The sequence below is a fragment of the Campylobacter sp. JMF_11 EL3 genome, from assembly GCF_027736965.1.
Classification (GTDB): domain Bacteria; phylum Campylobacterota; class Campylobacteria; order Campylobacterales; family Campylobacteraceae; genus Campylobacter_B.
The window spans coordinates 151649-170391 of sequence record NZ_JAOVTJ010000002.1; the positions used below are offsets into that span (position 1 = coordinate 151649).

At 40.4% G+C, this 18743-nt stretch carries 21 protein-coding genes; 10 read left to right on the forward strand and 11 right to left on the reverse strand.

What is annotated here, in order from left to right; genetic code table 11:
* Window positions 1-58 precede the first annotated feature (58 nt).
* The 6 genes from tig to purN are packed head-to-tail and all read left to right on the forward strand — an operon-like array spanning window position 59 to window position 5933.
* A complete protein-coding gene (gene tig, locus OFN67_RS04300; RefSeq protein WP_270868512.1) occupies window positions 59-1369 on the forward strand; it encodes a trigger factor in 1311 nt (436 codons plus the stop codon).
* Window positions 1369-1953 (forward strand): ATP-dependent Clp endopeptidase proteolytic subunit ClpP, encoded by a 585-nt coding sequence (clpP, locus tag OFN67_RS04305; RefSeq protein WP_270858485.1) that lies wholly within the window; start codon window positions 1369-1371, stop codon window positions 1951-1953. The genes tig and clpP overlap by 1 nt, the downstream gene beginning before the upstream one ends.
* Window positions 1953-2471 (forward strand): peptide deformylase, encoded by a 519-nt coding sequence (gene def, locus OFN67_RS04310; protein WP_270868513.1) that lies wholly within the window; start codon window positions 1953-1955, stop codon window positions 2469-2471. The genes clpP and def overlap by 1 nt, the downstream gene beginning before the upstream one ends.
* Entirely contained in the window at window positions 2468-3985 is a 1518-nt protein-coding gene (locus OFN67_RS04315) for a YifB family Mg chelatase-like AAA ATPase (protein ID WP_270868514.1), read from the forward strand. The genes def and OFN67_RS04315 overlap by 4 nt, the downstream gene beginning before the upstream one ends.
* A complete protein-coding gene (locus OFN67_RS04320; protein WP_270868515.1) occupies window positions 3982-5373 on the forward strand; it encodes an NAD(P)H-hydrate dehydratase in 1392 nt (463 codons plus the stop codon). Before OFN67_RS04315 ends, OFN67_RS04320 begins: the two co-directional genes overlap by 4 nt.
* On the forward strand, window positions 5355-5933 hold the full coding sequence (gene purN, locus OFN67_RS04325; RefSeq protein ID WP_270868516.1) for a phosphoribosylglycinamide formyltransferase: 579 nt from the start codon (window positions 5355-5357) through the stop codon (window positions 5931-5933). Before OFN67_RS04320 ends, purN begins: the two co-directional genes overlap by 19 nt.
* 55 nt (window positions 5934-5988) lie before the next feature.
* Here purN and OFN67_RS04330 read toward each other — a convergent pair whose 3' ends face one another.
* From OFN67_RS04330 to OFN67_RS04370, 9 genes are read right to left on the reverse strand one after another with little or no spacing between them, the layout of a single operon-like run.
* Entirely contained in the window at window positions 5989-6636 is a 648-nt protein-coding gene (locus OFN67_RS04330; protein WP_270873972.1) for a CatB-related O-acetyltransferase, read from the reverse strand.
* 34 nt (window positions 6637-6670) lie between these two features.
* Window positions 6671-7138, reverse strand: a complete 468-nt coding sequence (locus tag OFN67_RS04335; protein WP_270873973.1) for a hypothetical protein — start codon at window positions 7136-7138, stop codon at window positions 6671-6673.
* Window positions 7139-7153: 15 nt separating this feature from the next.
* Window positions 7154-8224: a chorismate synthase gene (aroC, locus tag OFN67_RS04340; protein ID WP_270868518.1), complete on the reverse strand. Its 1071-nt coding sequence runs from the start codon at window positions 8222-8224 to the stop codon at window positions 7154-7156.
* A gap of 12 nt (window positions 8225-8236) precedes the next feature.
* Entirely contained in the window at window positions 8237-8983 is a 747-nt protein-coding gene (locus tag OFN67_RS04345) for a restriction endonuclease (RefSeq protein ID WP_270868519.1), read from the reverse strand.
* Window positions 8976-10064 (reverse strand): DNA cytosine methyltransferase, encoded by a 1089-nt coding sequence (locus OFN67_RS04350; RefSeq protein WP_270868520.1) that lies wholly within the window; start codon window positions 10062-10064, stop codon window positions 8976-8978. The genes OFN67_RS04345 and OFN67_RS04350 overlap by 8 nt, the downstream gene beginning before the upstream one ends.
* 9 nt (window positions 10065-10073) lie before the next feature.
* A complete protein-coding gene (locus OFN67_RS04355; protein ID WP_270868521.1) occupies window positions 10074-10895 on the reverse strand; it encodes a hypothetical protein in 822 nt (273 codons plus the stop codon).
* Window positions 10896-10922: 27 nt separating this feature from the next.
* Window positions 10923-11594, reverse strand: coding sequence for a ribonuclease III (rnc, locus tag OFN67_RS04360; RefSeq protein ID WP_270868522.1), 672 nt, complete (start codon window positions 11592-11594; stop codon window positions 10923-10925).
* Between the two features lie 58 nt (window positions 11595-11652).
* Window positions 11653-12078, reverse strand: a complete 426-nt coding sequence (rnhA, locus tag OFN67_RS04365) for a ribonuclease HI (RefSeq protein ID WP_270858494.1) — start codon at window positions 12076-12078, stop codon at window positions 11653-11655.
* Entirely contained in the window at window positions 12056-13081 is a 1026-nt protein-coding gene (locus tag OFN67_RS04370) for a tetratricopeptide repeat protein (RefSeq protein ID WP_270868523.1), read from the reverse strand. The genes rnhA and OFN67_RS04370 overlap by 23 nt, the downstream gene beginning before the upstream one ends.
* A gap of 60 nt (window positions 13082-13141) precedes the next feature.
* On the opposite strand from OFN67_RS04370, the gene dnaG reads away from it, so the two are divergent.
* Genes dnaG through OFN67_RS04385 form a run of 3 tightly spaced genes read left to right on the forward strand, consistent with a single transcriptional unit; the run spans window position 13142 to window position 16969 of the window.
* Window positions 13142-14815 (forward strand): DNA primase, encoded by a 1674-nt coding sequence (gene dnaG, locus OFN67_RS04375; RefSeq protein WP_270868524.1) that lies wholly within the window; start codon window positions 13142-13144, stop codon window positions 14813-14815.
* Window positions 14812-15798 carry an argininosuccinate synthase domain-containing protein gene (locus tag OFN67_RS04380; RefSeq protein ID WP_270868525.1) on the forward strand — a complete coding sequence of 329 codons (987 nt, stop codon included), beginning with the start codon at window positions 14812-14814 and terminating at the stop codon, window positions 15796-15798. The genes dnaG and OFN67_RS04380 overlap by 4 nt, the downstream gene beginning before the upstream one ends.
* A gap of 55 nt (window positions 15799-15853) precedes the next feature.
* Window positions 15854-16969 carry a DUF362 domain-containing protein gene (locus OFN67_RS04385; protein ID WP_270868526.1) on the forward strand — a complete coding sequence of 372 codons (1116 nt, stop codon included), beginning with the start codon at window positions 15854-15856 and terminating at the stop codon, window positions 16967-16969.
* A 140-nt stretch (window positions 16970-17109) separates the two neighbouring features.
* On the opposite strand, the gene OFN67_RS04390 is transcribed toward OFN67_RS04385, so the two are convergent.
* Together OFN67_RS04390 and OFN67_RS04395 are read right to left on the reverse strand one after the other, a co-directional pair.
* Complete coding sequence (locus tag OFN67_RS04390) at window positions 17110-17886, reverse strand: UDP-N-acetylmuramate dehydrogenase (RefSeq protein WP_270868527.1); 777 nt, start codon at window positions 17884-17886, stop codon at window positions 17110-17112.
* 44 nt (window positions 17887-17930) lie between these two features.
* A complete protein-coding gene (locus OFN67_RS04395) occupies window positions 17931-18131 on the reverse strand; it encodes a hypothetical protein (RefSeq protein WP_270868528.1) in 201 nt (66 codons plus the stop codon).
* A gap of 128 nt (window positions 18132-18259) precedes the next feature.
* Here OFN67_RS04395 and OFN67_RS04400 point away from each other — a divergent pair, with 128 nt between their 5' ends.
* Entirely contained in the window at window positions 18260-18703 is a 444-nt protein-coding gene (locus OFN67_RS04400) for a PH domain-containing protein (RefSeq protein ID WP_270868529.1), read from the forward strand.
* Window positions 18704-18743: the final 40 nt, after the last annotated feature.

Below are 18743 nucleotides of genomic sequence, written 5' to 3' on the forward strand. Positions count from 1 at the left end.
TAAGCAAAATTTTGGTATATTCTGCGCTTTAATTTTAAAATTTTTTAAAAGGAAATTTATGGAAATCAATGCAAAGCTAACAAACTCTGCTAACGCAGTAGCAAGCACAAAAATCGATGCAGACACTATCGCTAAAAAAGTAGATGATCTTGCTAAAAAAGCCGCCAAAAACCTTAAAATCGACGGTTTCAGAAAGGGCAAAGTCCCAGTAGCAGTCGTGATGAAACGATACGGCGCGCAGTTAGAACAAGACGCAAAACAAGAGATTTTTAAAAATATCATCGACGAATCAATCAAAAGCGTAAATAAAAAAGCTGATGAAGTAATCGGCGAGCCAATTTTTTCTAAATACGATGAAAAAGACGGAAATATCGATGTAGAGATGGAAATTTCTTTCCGCCCAGAGGTCAATATCGACGGATACGAGGAGCTAATCCCTGAATTTTCGACACCTCGCGTAACCAAAAAAGAGATTGAGGACGAGATAAATAAAATTTTATTAATGGTCGCTCCACTAGAAAAATCAGATAAAACAGAGCTTGAAAAGGGCGATTTTGCCAAATTTGACTTCAAAGGTTTCGTTGATAATGAGGCTTTCGAGGGTGGCGAAGCAAAAGATTATGTGCTTGAAATCGGCTCAAATCAATTTATCCCGGGTTTCGAGGATGGTATGATTGGTCTAAAAGTCGGCGAGGAGCGCGATGTAAGCGTGAAATTCCCAGCTGAATACGGCGCGAAACACCTTGCGGGAAAAGACGCGATTTTTAAAGTAAAACTACATGAAATTCAGTGCAAAAAACCAGCCACTGAACTTGATGAGGATATGCTAAAACGCATACTTCCAGGCGAGGAAAAACCTACAAAAGAAAAGGTTGAAAGCACGATTAAAGAACAACTTAAAAACGACAAACTTCGCAAAAAAATCGAAGAAGAGTTAAAACCAAAAATGGCTGATGCTTTGGCTGAGAAATTTAACTTTGATTTGCCAAAATCAATCGTCGAGCAAGAGATAAATTTACAATTCAACAACGCTTGGCGTTCATTTGACGAGGCTACAATCGAAGAATTTAAAAAAGATCAAAAAGCAATCGAGAAAAAACGCGATGAATTTAGAGCCGGCGCAGAAAAAAGCGTAAAAATCACATTTTTGATCGACGCTTTGGCTAAAAAACGCGGTATCGATGTAAGCGATCAAGAGCTAATCCAAGCCATTTACTTCGAAGCCTACTCAAACGGCTTAGATCCGAAAGCTCACCTTGAAGAATATCGCAAAAGAGGTGTTTTACCGGCTGTTAAAATGGCGCTAATCGAGGAAAAACTTTTCAACAATATTTTTAGCAAAAACAAAGACGACAAAGAAGGCGAATAATGTTTTTACCTTATGTAATCGAGCAAACAAGCAGAGGCGAGAGGAGCTATGATATCTACTCTCGCTTGCTTAAAGATCGCATTGTAATGCTAAGTGGCGAAATCAACGACGATGTAGCCAGCGCAATCGTAGCCCAATTGCTATTTTTAGAAGCAGAAGATCCAGACAAAGATATCTATATGTATATCAACAGCCCTGGTGGCGTGGTTACGAGCGGATTTAGCATTTATGATACTATGAATTACATCAAACCAGATGTCAGCACGATCTGCATAGGTCAGGCTGCTTCAATGGGCGCATTTTTGCTTAGTTGTGGCACCAAGGGCAAACGATACGCCCTACCAAATGCGCGCATTATGATTCACCAACCTCTCGGCGGTGCCCAGGGCCAAGCCACTGATATCGAAATCCAAGCAAAAGAAATTTTGCGTATGAAATCGCAACTAAATCAAATTTTAGCTCAAAACACAGGCAAAAATTTAAGCGATATCGAAAAAGACTGCGAGAGAGATTTTTTCATGAGCGCGAAAGAGGCCAGCGAGTATGGACTAATCGACAAGGTATTGGAAAAGAGTTTTAAATAATGGTTTTAGAAATTCTTACATATCCGAACAAAAAGCTTCATGTTCGCTCCAAAGAGGTCGTCAAATTTGACGATGAGCTGGCGAAATTTTTAGACGATATGTATGAAACCATGATAAGCAAAAACGGCATTGGACTAGCTGCTATCCAAGTGGCTAATCCAATCAGAGCCGTTGTGATAAATTTAGCCAACGAAGAGGGCGTGCAAGACAAAGCCGATTTGCTCGAACTCATAAACCCCGTAATCACACAAAAAGAAGATGAAATCATCTACCAAGAAGGCTGCCTTAGCGTGCCAGGATACTACGAAGAGGTAAAAAGAGCGCGCAAAATCACGCTAAATTACCAAGACAGAAACGGGCAAAAACACGAACTAAGCGCCGATGAGCTTTTAGCCGTGTGTATCCAGCACGAGCTAGACCACTTAGACGGGCACCTTTTTATCGAGCGCATAGGCTACAATAACCGCAAAAAATTTGACAAAGAATACCGCAAAAACAAAAAAGAAAAATCAAAATGAAATCTCTAAAATGCGCTGTTTTTACCGATACTTTAATCAGTGTCAGTGTAGAAAGCACATTTGTAAGAGGTCTTCCTGGCTTTAATATCGTTGGACTTGCCGGAGCTACGATTAAAGAGAGCGAAAGCAGGGTAAAAGCGGCTTTGATGAGCCTAAATTTCAAATTCCCAGCCTCTAAAATCATTATAAATCTCTCCCCCTCTGATGTGCCCAAAAACGGCTCGCACTTCGACCTTGCAATCGCGCTTTTAATCGCTTTGCAAAAAGAGAGCTTTGGGGACGATTTTTTCGTATTTGGCGAGCTTGGACTTGACGGGGCGCTCAAATCCACAGCCTCTTTGTTTTCGACACTGCTGTTTTTAAGCGCGCATGTGAAAAATGCTAAAATTTTAGTGCCAAAAGAAATCGCGCTTAGAGCCTGCACAATCCCAAATTACGAGGTTTATGCGGTCGAAAATTTAGCAGAAGCGATTAGATTTTTTAGCGATGATGAATTTGCCACGACCTGCCTTATGAGCGAAACTCACCCGATTTTCAAAGATGTTATCAAAATAGGCAGTGAAATTTATGTCCCAAACCGAAATTTCACCCTAAATTTCAAAGACATAAAAGGTCAAGAAAGAGCCAAAAGAGCGAGCCTAATCGCCGCTAGCGGTATGCACAATATACTTTTTGAGGGCAGTCCAGGGTGCGGCAAATCAATGTGCGCTAAACGCATAGCCCAAATTTTGCCACCTCAAAGCGTGAGTGAGATTTTGCTATCATGCGCTTACGAGTCATTAAACAACAAAAATGTCGATTTTAGCGCACTCAGAGCCTTTCGTTCGCCTCATCACACAAGCACTAGAAGCTCGATTTTCGGCGGTGGTTCGCTTGGAGCGCGTATCGGCGAAGTGGCTTTGGCAAACGGCGGCGAGCTGTTTTTCGACGAGCTTCCGCACTTTGGAAAGCAAATTTTAGAAAGTCTGCGAGAACCACTTGAAGATAATAAAATTTTAATCTCGCGAGTAAATTCCAAAACCGAGTATGAGACGAAATTTATCTTTGTCGCAGCGCAAAACCCCTGCCCGTGCGGACATTTGTTTTCGCAATCGACCTCATGCTCGTGCTCGGCAAACGAAATCAAAAAATACAAAAGCGTGATTTCTGGGCCACTGCTTGATAGGATTGATCTGTATGTGGCTATGGACGAGGTCAGCAAGGACGATAGAACTAGCATATCTAGCGAAGAGATGTATGAGAGGGTGGTGTGCGCCTTTCGCGCGCAAAAACTAAGGCAGCAAAGCGAGCTAAACGCGAAATTAAGCGATAAGGATGTGCAGAAATTTTGCGTTTTGGAATCAAGCGCGCAAAATATCCTAGAAAGCGCGATTAGCAGGTATAATCTAAGCCAAAGAGGGATTATAAAAACCAAAAAAGTAGCGCGCAGTATCGCTGATCTAAGCGAGAGCGAAGTCATCGCAAAGGGCCATTTACTCGAAGCTCTGAGCTTTCGAACTAGGAGCGAGATATGAAAAATTTGTATTTTAGCACAGCCGAATTTGACAAAAACGCAAGCCAAAATTTAGGCATTGATGAGAAAATTTTAATGGAAAACGCCGCTAGTGGCGCAGAAATTCTAATCCGCAAAAAGCTGAAAAAGGGGGCAAAAATTTTAGCCCTATGTGGCGCAGGAAATAACGCAAACGACGCTATTTGCGTGCTTCGCAGGCTAAGCGGGGATTATTTGTGCGAGGCGTTTTTAATCTTTGGCGAGCCAAAAAACGAAGCGTTTAAACTCCAAAGTGAAATTGCCAAAAAAGTCGGCGTGAAATTTAGCCAAAATTTGGAAAATTTCAAATTTGATTGCATAATCGACGGCGTTTTTGGAAGCGGTTTATCGCGCGATATGGACGAGAAAGTATGCGAGATACTAGGGCGTGCTAACCACGCCAAAGCCCTAAAAATCGCTGTGGATATCCCAAGCGGACTAGATCAAAACGGCACTCCTAGCCCATGCGCGTTTAGCGCAGATTATACAGTGTGCATGGGAGCGCTTAAAATCGCCCTATTTAGCGATTTAGCCAAGGATTTTGTAGGCAAGATTAAGCTAGCAAATTTAGGTATTAGCAGAGTAAAATTTGAACAATCTAGCGATATGTTTTTGCTAGAAAAATCTGATTTACGCCTGCCATTTCGAAAGAAAAAAAACACAAACAAAGGCGAATTTGGCCATGCCTTTATCGCCTCTGGCGAAATGAGTGGCGCAGCCCAAATCGCCGCCCTTAGCGCGCATGCAATCGGCGCAGGGTTGGTAAGCGTCGTAGGCAAGGTAAAAAATCTAAATCCAATTTTAATGCGCAAAAATTCGTTTTTGGGCGCTAGCGCAATCGGGGCTGGTATGGGGCTAGGAGGGGCGAAATTTGACACACAAATCCTAGCTAACACGCCTTGCGTCATCGACGCGGATTTGTGCTACAATGAAGCAATCATTGAAATTTTGCAAACTAACGAAAACGCCGTTATCACGCCACACCCGAAGGAATTTGCCGCCTTGCTAAGTTTGGCAAAAATCGCAAATTTAAGCGTGGGCGAAGTGCAAAAAGATCGCTTTGCCTTAGCGCACAAATTTTCGCTTGCTACCAAATCCGTGCTCGTGCTAAAAGGCGCAAACACCATTATAGCGCACCATGGTGAGCTTTTTGTGTGCGAGAGAGGAGTTAGCGCGCTAGCTAAGGCAGGCAGTGGCGATGTGCTATCAGGGTTAATCACAGGGCTTTTAGCCCAAGGTTATAGCTCGCGCGAAGCCGCGATAAATGGCGTTTTGGCCCATGCCTTAGCTGGGCGAAATTTTAGGAAAAACTCATATTCACTAAATCCATTTGACATCATTGAGGAGATAAAATGGTTACGAAAAAAATAGCCGTGCTTTTTAGCGGCAGCGGAAGTAATTTAGAGGCGATTTTAGAAAAGCTTCATGGCAAAATTTTTGGCGATATTAAAATCGAGGTCGTGCTAACACTAACTAACAAACCTAACGCGTTAGGTATCCAAAAAGCCGAAAAATACGGACTAACAAGCGTTGTTATTGATCATAAAGCGTTTGTTAGTAGAGAGGAATTTGACGCAAAAGTAGTAGAAGTTATCAAAAAAAGTGGCGCCGAGCTAACTGTGCTAGCGGGCTTTATGAGAGTGCTTACGCCGGTATTTTGCGAGCAAATCAGAGCGATCAACCTGCACCCGTCGCTTCTGCCACTTTTCAAGGGCGCGCACGCAATCGATGAGAGCTTTGCAAGCGATATGCAAGTAGGTGGTGCGAGCGTGCATCTAGTCAGCGCAGAGCTTGACGGGGGCAAAATCATAGCCCAAGAGGCTTTTGCCAGAGAGGGCAAAACGCGCGATGAGTGGGAAGCCAAAATCCACGAAATCGAGCATGAAATACTGCCTCGCACAATAGTTAAAATTTTAAAAGGTGAGATTTAAAATTTGGTTTTGATTGAAATTTGCACCGCTAAATTTCAATCAAATTTCATTAAATTTATTCGGTTTTTCCAAGCATTTCTTTGATTTTTTCTTTCACGCTTTCTAAATCATCACTCGATAAAATCCCCGTTAAATTCTCTATTTCAGCCACGCTTTTATCCCACCATTTAAGCTCTAAAAGCAAATTTATCATCTCATTATCGAAGCGTTTTCGCACTAGCCGTGCAGGGTTTCCGGCGACTATGCTATACGGCGGGATTTCGCCACCCACTACGCTACTTGCACCGATTATCACGCCATCGCCGATTTTAGCTCCCGGTAATATGAGCGAATTTTGCCCTATCCACACATCATTTCCGACCATCGTGTCGCCCTTAATCGGCAATTTATCAAGGCTCGGAGCGTCTTGCAAAAAGCCCTTAAAAATATAAAACGGAAATGTGCTAACCCCGCTCATAGCGTGGTTTGCGCCGTTCATCATAAACTCCACCCCAAAACCTATTTGACAAAATTTGCCGATGATTAATTTATCTCCGATAAAATCATAATGGTGTGTAACCCGCTTCTCAAAATCCTGCCCAGCATAGTAGCTAAATTCGCCGACAATTATATTTGGATTTTTTATAGTCGGCTTTATATAGGTTACGCTTCCTAACCCCGATTTTAAGGGGAAAATTTCGTCCCAGTTTGGTAGAGTTTTCATAGTTTGTCCTTAAAATTTAGAATTTTAACGCAAATCAAAAATCTTGAAACCTGCGAGATTTTTCTTTTATGACAACTTGTGTGATATTTTGCTCCGATAGTCTTACAAATTCAGAAAAATCTACTTTTTTAAATTTGCCGTCTTGTTTATAAAGATAATATTTGCATGGGATAATAGAACTAATAGAACTAGTCGGATTAAAAAAGCATTTTATATCTTTTATAATTCCATTTATTTCATCAGCATCTATAATTACAAGCAAATTTTCTTTATTTTTATCTGAAAGAATACTTGTAAGTTTGCTTTGTTCAAAATTTCGTATATAAAATTCATAACTGTGCAATGGTAAAGTACTAGTGTTTTTGCTATTATTAGCAAACATAATAAGATGTATCGTCCCAGTATGCAATCTAGGTGTAAAAAGCGCAATCCCTATAAATACCAAAATAACCACCAAAAAAGCGTTGAAAATTTTCCTTTTTTTGCTTATTTTTGTTCTCATTTACGACCTCAAATTTTACCCATAAATTTTCTTTAAATTTTCCAAATTTGCACTTGTATTTAGTAGAAGTAAATCAGCCAAAATCAGCCGTAAAAGTGCCGTGCAGACGACACTGCCACGCACTCCGATACAAGGGTCGTGGCGACCACGAAGCGAACAAATCGTTTCTTCGCCGTTTTTATCAATCGTCGGCTGGTCGGCAAAAATGCTTGGGGTCGGCTTAAAATGCGTTTTTATAATAATATCTTGCCCTGTTGTGATACCACCTAAAATGCCACCTGCGTGGTTTGATTTAAAGCCATTTTTATCCATAAAATCATTATTTTCGCTTCCAAATTTATGCGAAACTTCCACGCCGTCGCCGATTTCTACGGCTTTTACGCCGTTTAGCCCCATGAACGCCCCGCTGATTAACGCGTCAATTTTAGCATAAAGTGGCTCTCCAAGCCCCTTTGGCACGCCATTTGCGATTGTTAGCACACTTGCACCCACGCTCTCGCCTTTTTTCTTTAAATTTGCGATAAGCTCTTTTTGAGAATTCTCCACGCCCTTATCAAGTGCGAAAATCTCGCTATTATCGGCATTTGCGAAGTCTAAATTCTTAGCCATTATTTCGCCCACGCTTAAAACTCCACTTTTCACGCTCACGCCAAATTCATTTAAAAGCATCTGCGCAAACGCCCCACCTGCGACCCTTATCGCCGTTTCTCTTGCCGAGCTTCTACCGCCGCCTCTGTGATCTCTAATGCCGTATTTGCTAAAATAGCCAAAATCAGCGTGTCCCGGGCGAAAAAGCTCTTTTAAATTTTCATAGTCTTTTGAGTGCTGATTTGCGTTGTAAATCACAAATCCTATCGGCGCACCCGTGCTAAGCCCGTCAAACACGCCACTTAAAATCTGCACCTCATCGCTTTCTTTGCGTGAAGTGGCAAATTTACCGCCGGGTTTGCGTTTGTCTAGTTCGGCTTGTAAAAATTTAGTATCGATTTTCACACCCGCCGGAAAGCCGTCCAAAACACCGCCAATCGCCACGCCGTGGCTCTCTCCAAAAGTCGTAAGCCTGAGTTTTATACCTAGTGTGTTCATATCAAATCTCCGTTATAAAATACCTGTGAATTTTGGCGGATTTTTATCTATCAGCCACTTAAAATAGTTTTGATCTATGTTAAAAACGGTTTGACCTTCCATTTGTTGCCTTGTAATCCAGTTCAAATCGTCATCTGCGATATTTGAAATATCCACAAACGCAACCTGTCCGTTAAATAAATCAAAATGTAAAACAAGAGTTTGAATTTGTTCTAGCTCAAAAACTCTTTTTGCTTCCAAAACCTTGTGCTGTTTTATGTCGTTTATGCCTTGAAATCCGCTCTGGGCTTCGATTCTATAAGCATTAAATTCCAAATCAGCTTTTGGCGTTCTTTTAAAAGAATCCAAGCTATCAAATTTATCATCGCCTATGTTTTTTATTTGCGAAATTTTGACTTCAAAAATCTCAGAAATCGCACCCTTAAAAAATTCAAGGCTCAAAAATCCACGCATCCAACTAAAATAAACTTCTTCTTTTCGTCTGCCTTGATTGTTTAATTTATTTAAAATTCCGTTATTTTTGAGTTTTTCAAAGGTTGCAAACAGATTATTTTGCAAAAATTTATCAATATCGCACGGAGCATAATAAATTTCATTTATTTTTGTAAAAATTTCACATAGTCTATCATTTAGGCTTCCGATATAGGCAAAATCGACACTAGCTTCAATATCTTTTGCCGATAAAAAATTTTTAAAATCTACCTTTGATGAAAATCCAAGTTTTTTTCGGTATTCTTTAAAATCGTCGCTACTAAACATAATTTTCTCCTAAAAACTCTAAAACCGATTTTGACAAAGCAATGCTAAGAAGCGGCGGCACGGCATTTCCGATTTGTAGTCTTTTCGACTGGTCGCTTCCACAAAAAGCGTAATCATCAGGGAAACTTTGAAGCCTAGCACCTTCCCTAATGCTTAAAGCTCTTGAATCTCGCGGGTGGATACAACGAGAGCTTGACGGCGTGGCGAAATTGCGTGTGATTGTAGGTGCTGGGCGATTCCACCACATTTTAGCATAAGTGTTTGTATAGCCTGATTTTGGGCGAATTTCGGGCGGCAAATCGTCCTTGCACTCGCCGTCTTTTAGTGTTTGCATAATTTTGATTAAATTTGGATTGTTTTTTGGGCTAGAATGCTCGGTTAAATTTGCCGAATTTCTAACAAATTTTAAAAATTCATTATTCGGTGCGTGGCGATACGACCTGTCATCGCCGTTTTCGCCACTCCCAATAATCGGCAAATCATCAATCGCTTCTTTTAACGCTATAAAATTTGATAAATCTCGCTCGTTTTCGCCGTGTGTGGGGCGTGGAAATTTAAATTCGCCCTTTTTTGTGCCGACAAGCAAAACTCGCTCTCTGATTTGTGGGACACCGAATTCAGCGGCATTTAAAATCTTATAATCCGTTTTATAGCCCAAATTTTCAAACTCAGCACAAATTTGTTTAAATAATTTTCCGCTTTGCATAGATAAAATTCCCCTAACATTTTCGAAAATAAACATTTTTGGGGATAAAATTTTTAAAATTCGCAAATATTCTTTAAATAAATTTGCTCTGCTATCCATTTGCCTTTTGCCAAGTGTCGAGTAGCTTTGGCACGGCGGACCGCCTAGCAAAATATCAATTTGTCCGAATTTTTGGATTTCATTTTGGCTTAAATTCGCTATATCTTTGCATAAAATAGCCGTGTTTTTGTGATTTGCTTTGTATGAATTTACGGCGTCTTTGTCTATGTCGTTAGCAAAAACTATTTCAAATTTATCGTTTTTACTAAAACCATAGCTAAGCCCACCGGCTCCGCAAAAAATATCAGCTATTTTGTAGGTCATTTGGTGCTCCATTCTATGCAATTAAACTGAAAACAATTTACTAATATCATAAATTAATCCATTTGTGTATATCTTCATATTTTGGAAAATATATTTTTTTCTATATTTCAAATCATTAGGTATATTTCCGTCAAAATAAGTTGTAATTTCGTCTAAATCAAATTGTAATTTAGAACAAATCGTATTTATCTCGTTTGAATATGTGTATAAAGTAGTCTCAAAATCATTAATCTCAATGGTGCCATAAAGTTCTTGCTGTATTAGCTCCATAAATTCTAAAAGTATTTCTCTTGTAATAATGGATTTCTTAATATCATTATTGTATATACTATTTTCTTTTACAATTCCATTATTATATAATTTGATACAAGTATGTAAAATAGCAACAAAATATATAATAACCTTATCGTCTATTTTATATTTTTTTAGAATTAGTTGATTGTCATTATAAAAATTATTGACTTCACTTATCTCGTTATAACAGAATTCAAATTTTTTATCCAATTCGATATTTGCTTCATCTTTTAAATTTAAATATTTTTTTAAAATATTTTCGCTAAACCAATAAACTATTCTTTCTATTCTATAAATCAAATTTCTAAAATTTAATAAAATTTCTGCTTCTCGTTCAACATATGGCTTATACAACCATTGCTCTTTTTGTTTTTCTAATAACTTATCCAAAAGCTCTGTTTGATGTTTAGAATTTTTACTTGCAATAAATAATGAAACACACAAAGATATAAAAGCACTAAGTATAACTACTAGTGGGTTAATAAAATCAATATTTTCCATAAATTTTCCTACATAATTTTCCATAAATTTTCCTACATAATTTTCCATAAATTTTCCTACATAAAAACTAAAAAATTATTTTTTCTCTAAAATCTCAATCGCAATCTTTGCTGCCTTTTGTTCGGCCTCTTTTTTGCTGTTTCCGATGTCCCTAGCAAACTCCTTGCCGCCCACGAAAACCGCCATTTCAAAGCTTTTTTTATGATCAGGTCCAGTTGAGCCTAGCAAGCGATACTCGGGCGTAACGCCGAATTTTGCCTGCGTGATTTCTTGAAGCGAGGTTTTATAATCCTTCACAAGTTCGTTAAATTCGATCTTTGGATAAATTTTTTCTAGCAGAGTGGTTACGATTTTGGCCGTTTTTTCTAGCCCCACCTCCAAATACAGCGCGCCAATCGTCGCCTCAAAAGCGTCAGAAAGTAGCGAGTTTTTCTCCCTGCCGCCGTTTTTTTCCTCGGAAGCTGACATATTCAGACACGCCCCAATCCCCAAAAACCTAGCAAATTTCGAAAAACTCGTCTCATTGACAAGTGCCGCGCGCAGTTTGCTGAGATCTCCCTCGTTTGAGTTAAATTTCACAAACAAATACTCCCCCACTATCAAATCCATAACCGCGTCACCCAAAAACTCCAATCTCTCGTTGTTTGCGCCATTTTTAGCGCTTCTGTGCGTTAGCGCGACCGCAAGCCTTGCCTTATCCTTAAATTTATAACCAAGTTTTTCTTCTAGATTTAATAAATTTTGCATTTTTTTCCTTTATTAAATTTGCAAAAATTCTTAAATTTAGCAACGCTCATTGCAAAATTTAAGCCTTTTTATATTTTTGTGCCTCGCCCCTAGCTAGGCTGTCGCAAGCCTCATTTTGCGGGTGTCCAGCATGCCCTTTGATCCATACGGCCGTGATTTTATGGCCGTTTGCCACTCTGATATACTCCCTCCACAAATCCTCGTTTTTTTTGTTTTTAAAATCCGTTTTTATCCACTTATGAAGCCACGAATTTATCGCATTTACCACATACTGACTATCTGTGATAAGCTCCACTTCGCATGGCTCTTTAAGCGCCTTTAAGCCCATAATCGCCGCGGTTAGCTCCATTTGGTTGTTTGTAGCGCACGCACTGCCGCCGCACTCGCATTTTTTAGCGCCCTTGTATTCTAAAATATACGCCCAGCCCCCAGCTCCTGGGTTTCCAAGACTGCTACCGTCGCTAAAAAGTCTGACCGATTTCATTGTTTGCTTCCGAGATTTTTGCACTCACGCCTACGCTAGCCATTTCGTAGCACACAGGGCAACGATGAGAAAATATCCCCACTTGGCTTTTGCATTTCGCGCACGAATACGAAAACGCTAAACTAGCCCCCGCAAATCCCGCTTCCTTCATCGCTACAAGGGCGTTTATTTCGAAAATTTGGCTAGGTTTTTCTGGCTTTTTCTCGCTTCTACCCAGCGCGTAAAAAAGCGCATTATAGTCGCTATCGCCCAAATTTACGGCTGTTTTTAGCGGATAAATTAGATCAATCACTTCGCTCAAATTTGGAAATTCGCTAAATTCGCCAAATGGCTCTTTGTTTTTGATAAAAAGCTCTATGCAAAATCTCTTTGCACCCTTGAAATTTAGGGCTAAAATTTGCCTTATTTTCTCGCTAAATGGCGTGTTTGCGTCATTTGCTATGATTTGAGCTCTGATATATTGCGCGCCTTGCCAGACATCTACGCCTTGTTCTTGCAGCGCGTCTAAAACCTGCAACGCCTCGTCAAACCTGCGAAGCCTCTCATAAATCACGGTTAGGTGATTTAGCGCGGTTTGATTGCGTGGGCGCAGACGCAAAGCCTCCAAAAACACCTCCTCAGCCCTGCCCATAAATCCAGCTTTAAAATATACAATGCCTAAATTTGTCAGCACAAACTCTCTTTGTGCGCCGTTTGTGGTTTTATTTAGCGCGATTAGATAAATTTCAATCGCCCGCTCATAATCCCCGCTTTTGACAAAAGAATTCGCTAACACCCCAAGGGTAGGCTGATCGATTTGTGGGCTTGATAAAAGCTCGCGGTGGGCGTCGCTAAGCGCGTCTAGGGTGTCAAATTTTTTGATAAAATTCTCTAAATTTGTCCTTTCGTTTTTTTTATGAAAAATCCCCCAAACATAGCTTAGAACGCTAACTAACAAAATAATGCTGATTAAAACAATTAGCCCAAAAATCGGATCGCGATCATCAAGAAAAAAATTGTCCAAATTTCGCCTCGTGGTATAAAATAAAGGGCGATTATAGCAAAGTGTGGGTATAATTTGCAAATGATTAAAAATGAAAGTATTGAAAGGCTTTTAGCCGTCGCTGATATCGTAGATGTCGTAGAAAGATATGTCCCACTCAAACGCTCTGGCTCAAATTTCGTCGGAATTTGCCCATTTCACGATGATTCGCACCCTAGTATGAGCGTGAGCTCACGGCTTGGGATTTTCCACTGCTTTTCATGCAAGGCTGGCGGAAATGCCATAAAATTCGTCCAAGACTACGAAAAGCTAAATTTCAAAGAAGCCGTAGAAAAGCTAGCCTCGATGTATGGTTTCGAGCTCGAATACACAAATGAGCGCAATTTTCAGCGCGAAGATAAAAAAATTTTAGAAATCCTAAACGCTTTTTACCAAAGTCAGCTTTATAACAATCCTAGCGCGGTAGAGTATCTGCACTCGCGCGGTCTTAGCGATGAGACGATACAGAAATTTGGCCTTGGCTGGGCTGGATCTAGTGCGCAGACAATCCGTGTTTTGCAAAACGAGCAAATCGAAGCGCGCGACGCCTTTAATGTGGGTGCGATTAAACAAAACGAGCGCGGAAGTTACGCTAGCTTTATCGAGCGCATTACATTTCCGATTCACAACCACACGGGCAAAATCGTGGGCTTTGGCGGGCGCACGATTAGTGGCAATCCTGCCAAATATGTCAATTCGCCCCAGTGCGCGGTTTTTGATAAATCGCGGATTTTTTACGCTTACAATCTAGCTAAAAAAAGTGCGTATGATAAAAAAACTCTCATCATCACAGAGGGCTATATGGATGTCATAATGCTTCACCAAGCAGGTATCGACAACGCAGTAGCCGTGCTTGGCACAGCTTTGACGCCACTACATTTGCCACTGATTAAACGCGGGGATTTGCGCGTGATTTTAAGCTTTGACGGAGATAGCGCAGGAATCAACGCTGCGATAAAAAGTGCTAGACTCTTATGCGCAAACGGCATTGATAATAGCGTGGTTATCATAGGCGGTGGCGCAGATCCAGCCGATATGGTGCAAGCTGGCAAAGTGCGCGAGCTAGCCCAAATTTACGCTAATGGCATGGAGGGCGGAGAGTTTTTGATCCGTGAAATCGCCAAAAAATACGACCTAACTCGCCCCGTGCAAAAAGAGCAGGCTCTAAATGAAATCAAAGAATTTACTAACGCGCTAAATCCCGTGGTAGCGCAATCATATACGAGTTTGGTAGCGCAAATTTTAGATGTTTCGCCTAGTGCGTTTTCGCTAAGTTCAAATTCGGGTGCGAGCGCAAATTTCGCGCCAAAGCAAAATTTAAAACCGCAAGAAAACGCGCCAAAACCAGAGGGCTCAAATTTAAAAGACATAACCGAGCTTCAAGTCATAAAATCCATGCTTTTAAACGAAAATTTCATGGCAAACGGCCTAAACTGCCTTAGCGTGCAGGATTTCCGTATGCATGGCAGGGTGTATGAAGCTCTAATATCAGCGCAAAAAAGCGAAGATGACGAGCAAAGTCTGCGCGCGCTTGCCTTGGATAATAAAATTTTAGCCATTACAAATGAGACGAATTTTATCAAAGCCTGCATGCTTCTTCGTCGCAGGGTTTTAGAGGAGCAAATGCAAAAATTGCTTGTTTCAAACGACCCTGATAGGCTCGATAAAATCCTCGAATATCAAAAAAAAATAAACGAATTAAAAGGAAAAAAATGAAGGCACTCGCACTTTTTAGCGGTGGGCTAGATTCGATGCTAGCCATAAAATTAATAACTATGCAAAATATCGGCGTTACGGCACTTTATATGGATATTGGCTTTGGTGGTAAAGATGATAAAAGCGAGATTATGAGCGAGCGAGCGCGCATGGCTGGGGCTGAGTTTTTGCGCGTGGATATCAGAGATGAATATTTGCAAAATGTGCTTTTTAGCCCAAAATACGGCTATGGCAAGCAGTTTAATCCCTGCATAGACTGCCACGGGTATATGTTTAAAACCGCGCTTTCTATGCTAGAAGCACTTGGGGCTAGTTTTGTGATTTCTGGCGAGGTGCTAGGACAGCGCCCAATGAGCCAAAGGGCCGCTGCAATGGCGCAGGTGCGCAAACTAAGTAGCGATGAAAATAACCTAATCTTGCGCCCGCTAAGCGCGAAACTAATGGCACCAAGCGCGCCTGAAATCAACGGCTGGGTCGATCGCGAAAAACTGCTAGATATCAGTGGCAGGGGGCGAACGCGCCAAATGGAGTTAGCGGGGGAATTTGGCTTTGATGATTACGAAACGCCAGCTGGCGGGTGTTTGCTTACGATCCAAAGCTACGCTGATAAAATCAAAGATATGATGAAATTTGAAAAATTCGAGACTTCGCAGGACGCTGAAATTTTAAAATTTGGCCGTCATTTGCGCCTAAGTGGTGGCGCAAAAATGATAATCGGACGCAACGAAGATGATAATGCGCGCCTAAGAAATATCCAAAATCCTAAATTTACGCGCATTAAATTTACCGAGCCACTCGTAGGTGCATACTCGCTCATTTCGCGTGGTGCTAGTCGCGATGACATGGAGTTAGCGGCGAAATTTGCGCTAACTTATATGAAATTTCAACCAGGCAAAAGCTATGAAGTCATCATCGAAAATGAAAAATTTATAGCCACGCCGTTTGAGGATAAAGCCGAAGCGCAAAAATATTTTATTAGCTAAAATATTATATAATACTAAATATACTATATAAATTTAAGAAAGAGAGGTATAGGCTATGCAAGATATTGTAAGGCGCAAGTTTGTGAAAATGGCAGGAGCCGCAGCGGCACTCGGCGCTCTCTCAAACTATGCTAGCGCAACGGAGAAAAAAGACGAAACAAACGCCGCTAAAACCCCAGTCTCTGGTGTCGGCGGAGAAAATTATATCCCGTATGACCAGCGCAAAGGGCCTGAGTCTTATGTGTATTTTACAAGGGATCTCTCTCCCGCAGGACTAGTCAAAATATTTGATAAAATCAAAAGCGTATTAGTCGGAAAAGTTGCGGTCAAACTCCACACCGGAGAGCCACACGGACCAAATATTATTCCACGCCCATGGGTAAAGGAGCTTATGAGCTCTCGTCTTGCTAATGCCTCTATTGTAGAGACAAACACATATTACGCAGGCGCGAGGTATAACACAGAAGATCACCGCAAAACTCTCGAAACAAATGGCTGGACTTTTGCTGGTGTGGATATAATAGACGAAGCTGGGACAGCGTTGCTACCGGTGCCACATGGTAAATGGTTCAACGAAATGTCTATGGGAAAAAATATCCTTGATTATGATTCATTTCTTGCCCTTACTCACTTCAAGGGACACATGATGGGGGGATTTGGCGGTTCGAATAAAAATATCGGTATCGGTTGCGCTGACGGACGAATAGGCAAAAAATGGATCCACTCCGCAGAGGGTAAAGGTCAGTGGAGTATCAGCGAAGAAGAGCTTATGGAGCGCATGAGTGAATCCACCAAAGCAATAACGACATATTTCGCTCACAAAATCGCCTTTATAAATGTATTGCGCAATATGAGCGTTTCTTGCGACTGCGAAGGAACTGCCGCAGCCCCTGTTGTAACTCCTGATATCGGCATCGTCGCCTCGCTTGATATCCTAGCAGCAGATCAGGCTTCGGTTGATCTCGTCTATGCCTTGCCAGAGTCATCAAAGCACGATCTCGTCGAGCGCATAGAAACTCGCCATGGTCTTAGACAGCTTTCGTATATGAAGGAAATGGATATGGGCAACGACCGCTATCACCTGATAGATATAGATAACGGCGATGTGGAAATCAAAGTAGCAGACGCCGTAAAGGGTATCAGCGGAAAATGGGTCTCTGATGGTCAGTAGCAAAAGATATCGCCAAAGCCACGCTGTTTGATGATATCTGTCTAAATTTCGCACGAAATTTAGACATGCCAAATTTTGGCAAGAAATTTTCATTGTAAAATTTACGCCAAAATTTGGCTAAATTTCGCCAAATTCTACAATCACAAAATCACCACTTCTTCGTGTAAATCCACGCCAAATTCGGCTTTTACGCGCATTTTGGCTAAATTTATGAGCGTGATTGCCTCGAAATATGTAGCCCCGCCGTAATTGATGAGAAAATTTGCGTGGATTTCGCTAAATCCGCACCCGCCGACACGAAAACCCTTTAAGCCCACTGCTTCGATGAGCCTACCAGCGCTATCGCCCTGTGGATTTTTGAAACAGCTTCCAAAACTTGCACCCTTGGGCTGATTTGCTCGTTTTTTTGCGATTTCATCGCTTAAAATGGCGTTAAATCCGTGCGAAACTCTAAATTTGGCTTCTAAAATAATACCGTTAATTTCGCTGTGGCGATAGGCGAAATTTAACTCGTCTTTGCCAAATTCGCCAAGATTTGTGCGAACACTAATGAGATTTTGCGAAATTTCAAAGCCCATAAGTCCTGCGTTCATGGTTATTAGACCGCCAAGTGTGCCCGGGATATTTTTTAAAAACTCGAAATTTGCGAGATTTTGGCGTTTTGCGAAGTTGTAAATTTTACCGCTTTTTGTTTTTGCACCGATTTTTAGCGTGTCGCCGTCAAGTGCGACGAAATCGAATTTATCGCTTAAAATTCCTAATTGTGGCGGATTTGGCGAGATTAAAAGATTATTTGCTCCACCCACGACAAAGCTGTTAAATTCGCTATTTTCGTCTAAAACTTCAACTTTTTCCACGCCCCCGATTTTCACTGAACTATATTTTGAAAAATCAATTTCTTTATAAATTTTCGCCATAACTATGCCTTAAATTTTTGCGTTATTATACTGAAATTTTAAAATTATTTTTCTTGCGACGGCAAGGCGTCTTTTAGCATAGATTTGATTTTATCAAAATTTTCATCGCTTTCTTTGATACTTTCGCGAAGTAAAAAACTAGCCTCGATAATGGCATAAAGCTCTGGCTTCGTGCGTTTCCAGTTTTGCAAAGTTCTAGTCGTAATGCGTAAAATTCTCGCTTTGTCTTGTTGAGTGTATTTCATAATGAAAATTTAGCAAGATTAAATTTAATTCCGAATTGTCAAATTATTTCGTAAATTTAAACTAAATTTAGAAAATATTTCATATAATCAACAAATGTAAAAATCAAATTTATTTTTAAGGAGAAAAAATGGCAAGTTATATTGAAAGTAACTTAACAAATGACGAAAGAATTATCAAGTGGGCAAATGTAAGTTGGTGGTCTCAGCTAAAAATTATTTCGCTTGGTATTATTATTTTTTTATTTTGTGCTGCAGACGAAGGGGCGGTGATTTGGGGTATAGTTATTTTGATTATGTGTTTTATCATTGCTTTTATTAGAGTAAAAACAACAGAATTAGCATTGACAAATAAAAGAGTTATCGCAAAATTTGGCTTTATTAGCCGAGATAGCGTAGATTTGAGATTAGAAAAAGTCGAAAGTCTATCATTTAGCCAAGATATTCTTGGTAGAATTTTTAACTTTGGTTACATTGTGATAAATGGCGCAGGTAACAAAACACCAATTCCTTTTATATCAAAACCTATCGAATTTAAAAAAGCTTTTGAAAATTTCTTGGACGAAAAACAATAAACACAAAAATTTAAATTTAAAATAACTATGAATTTGCCGT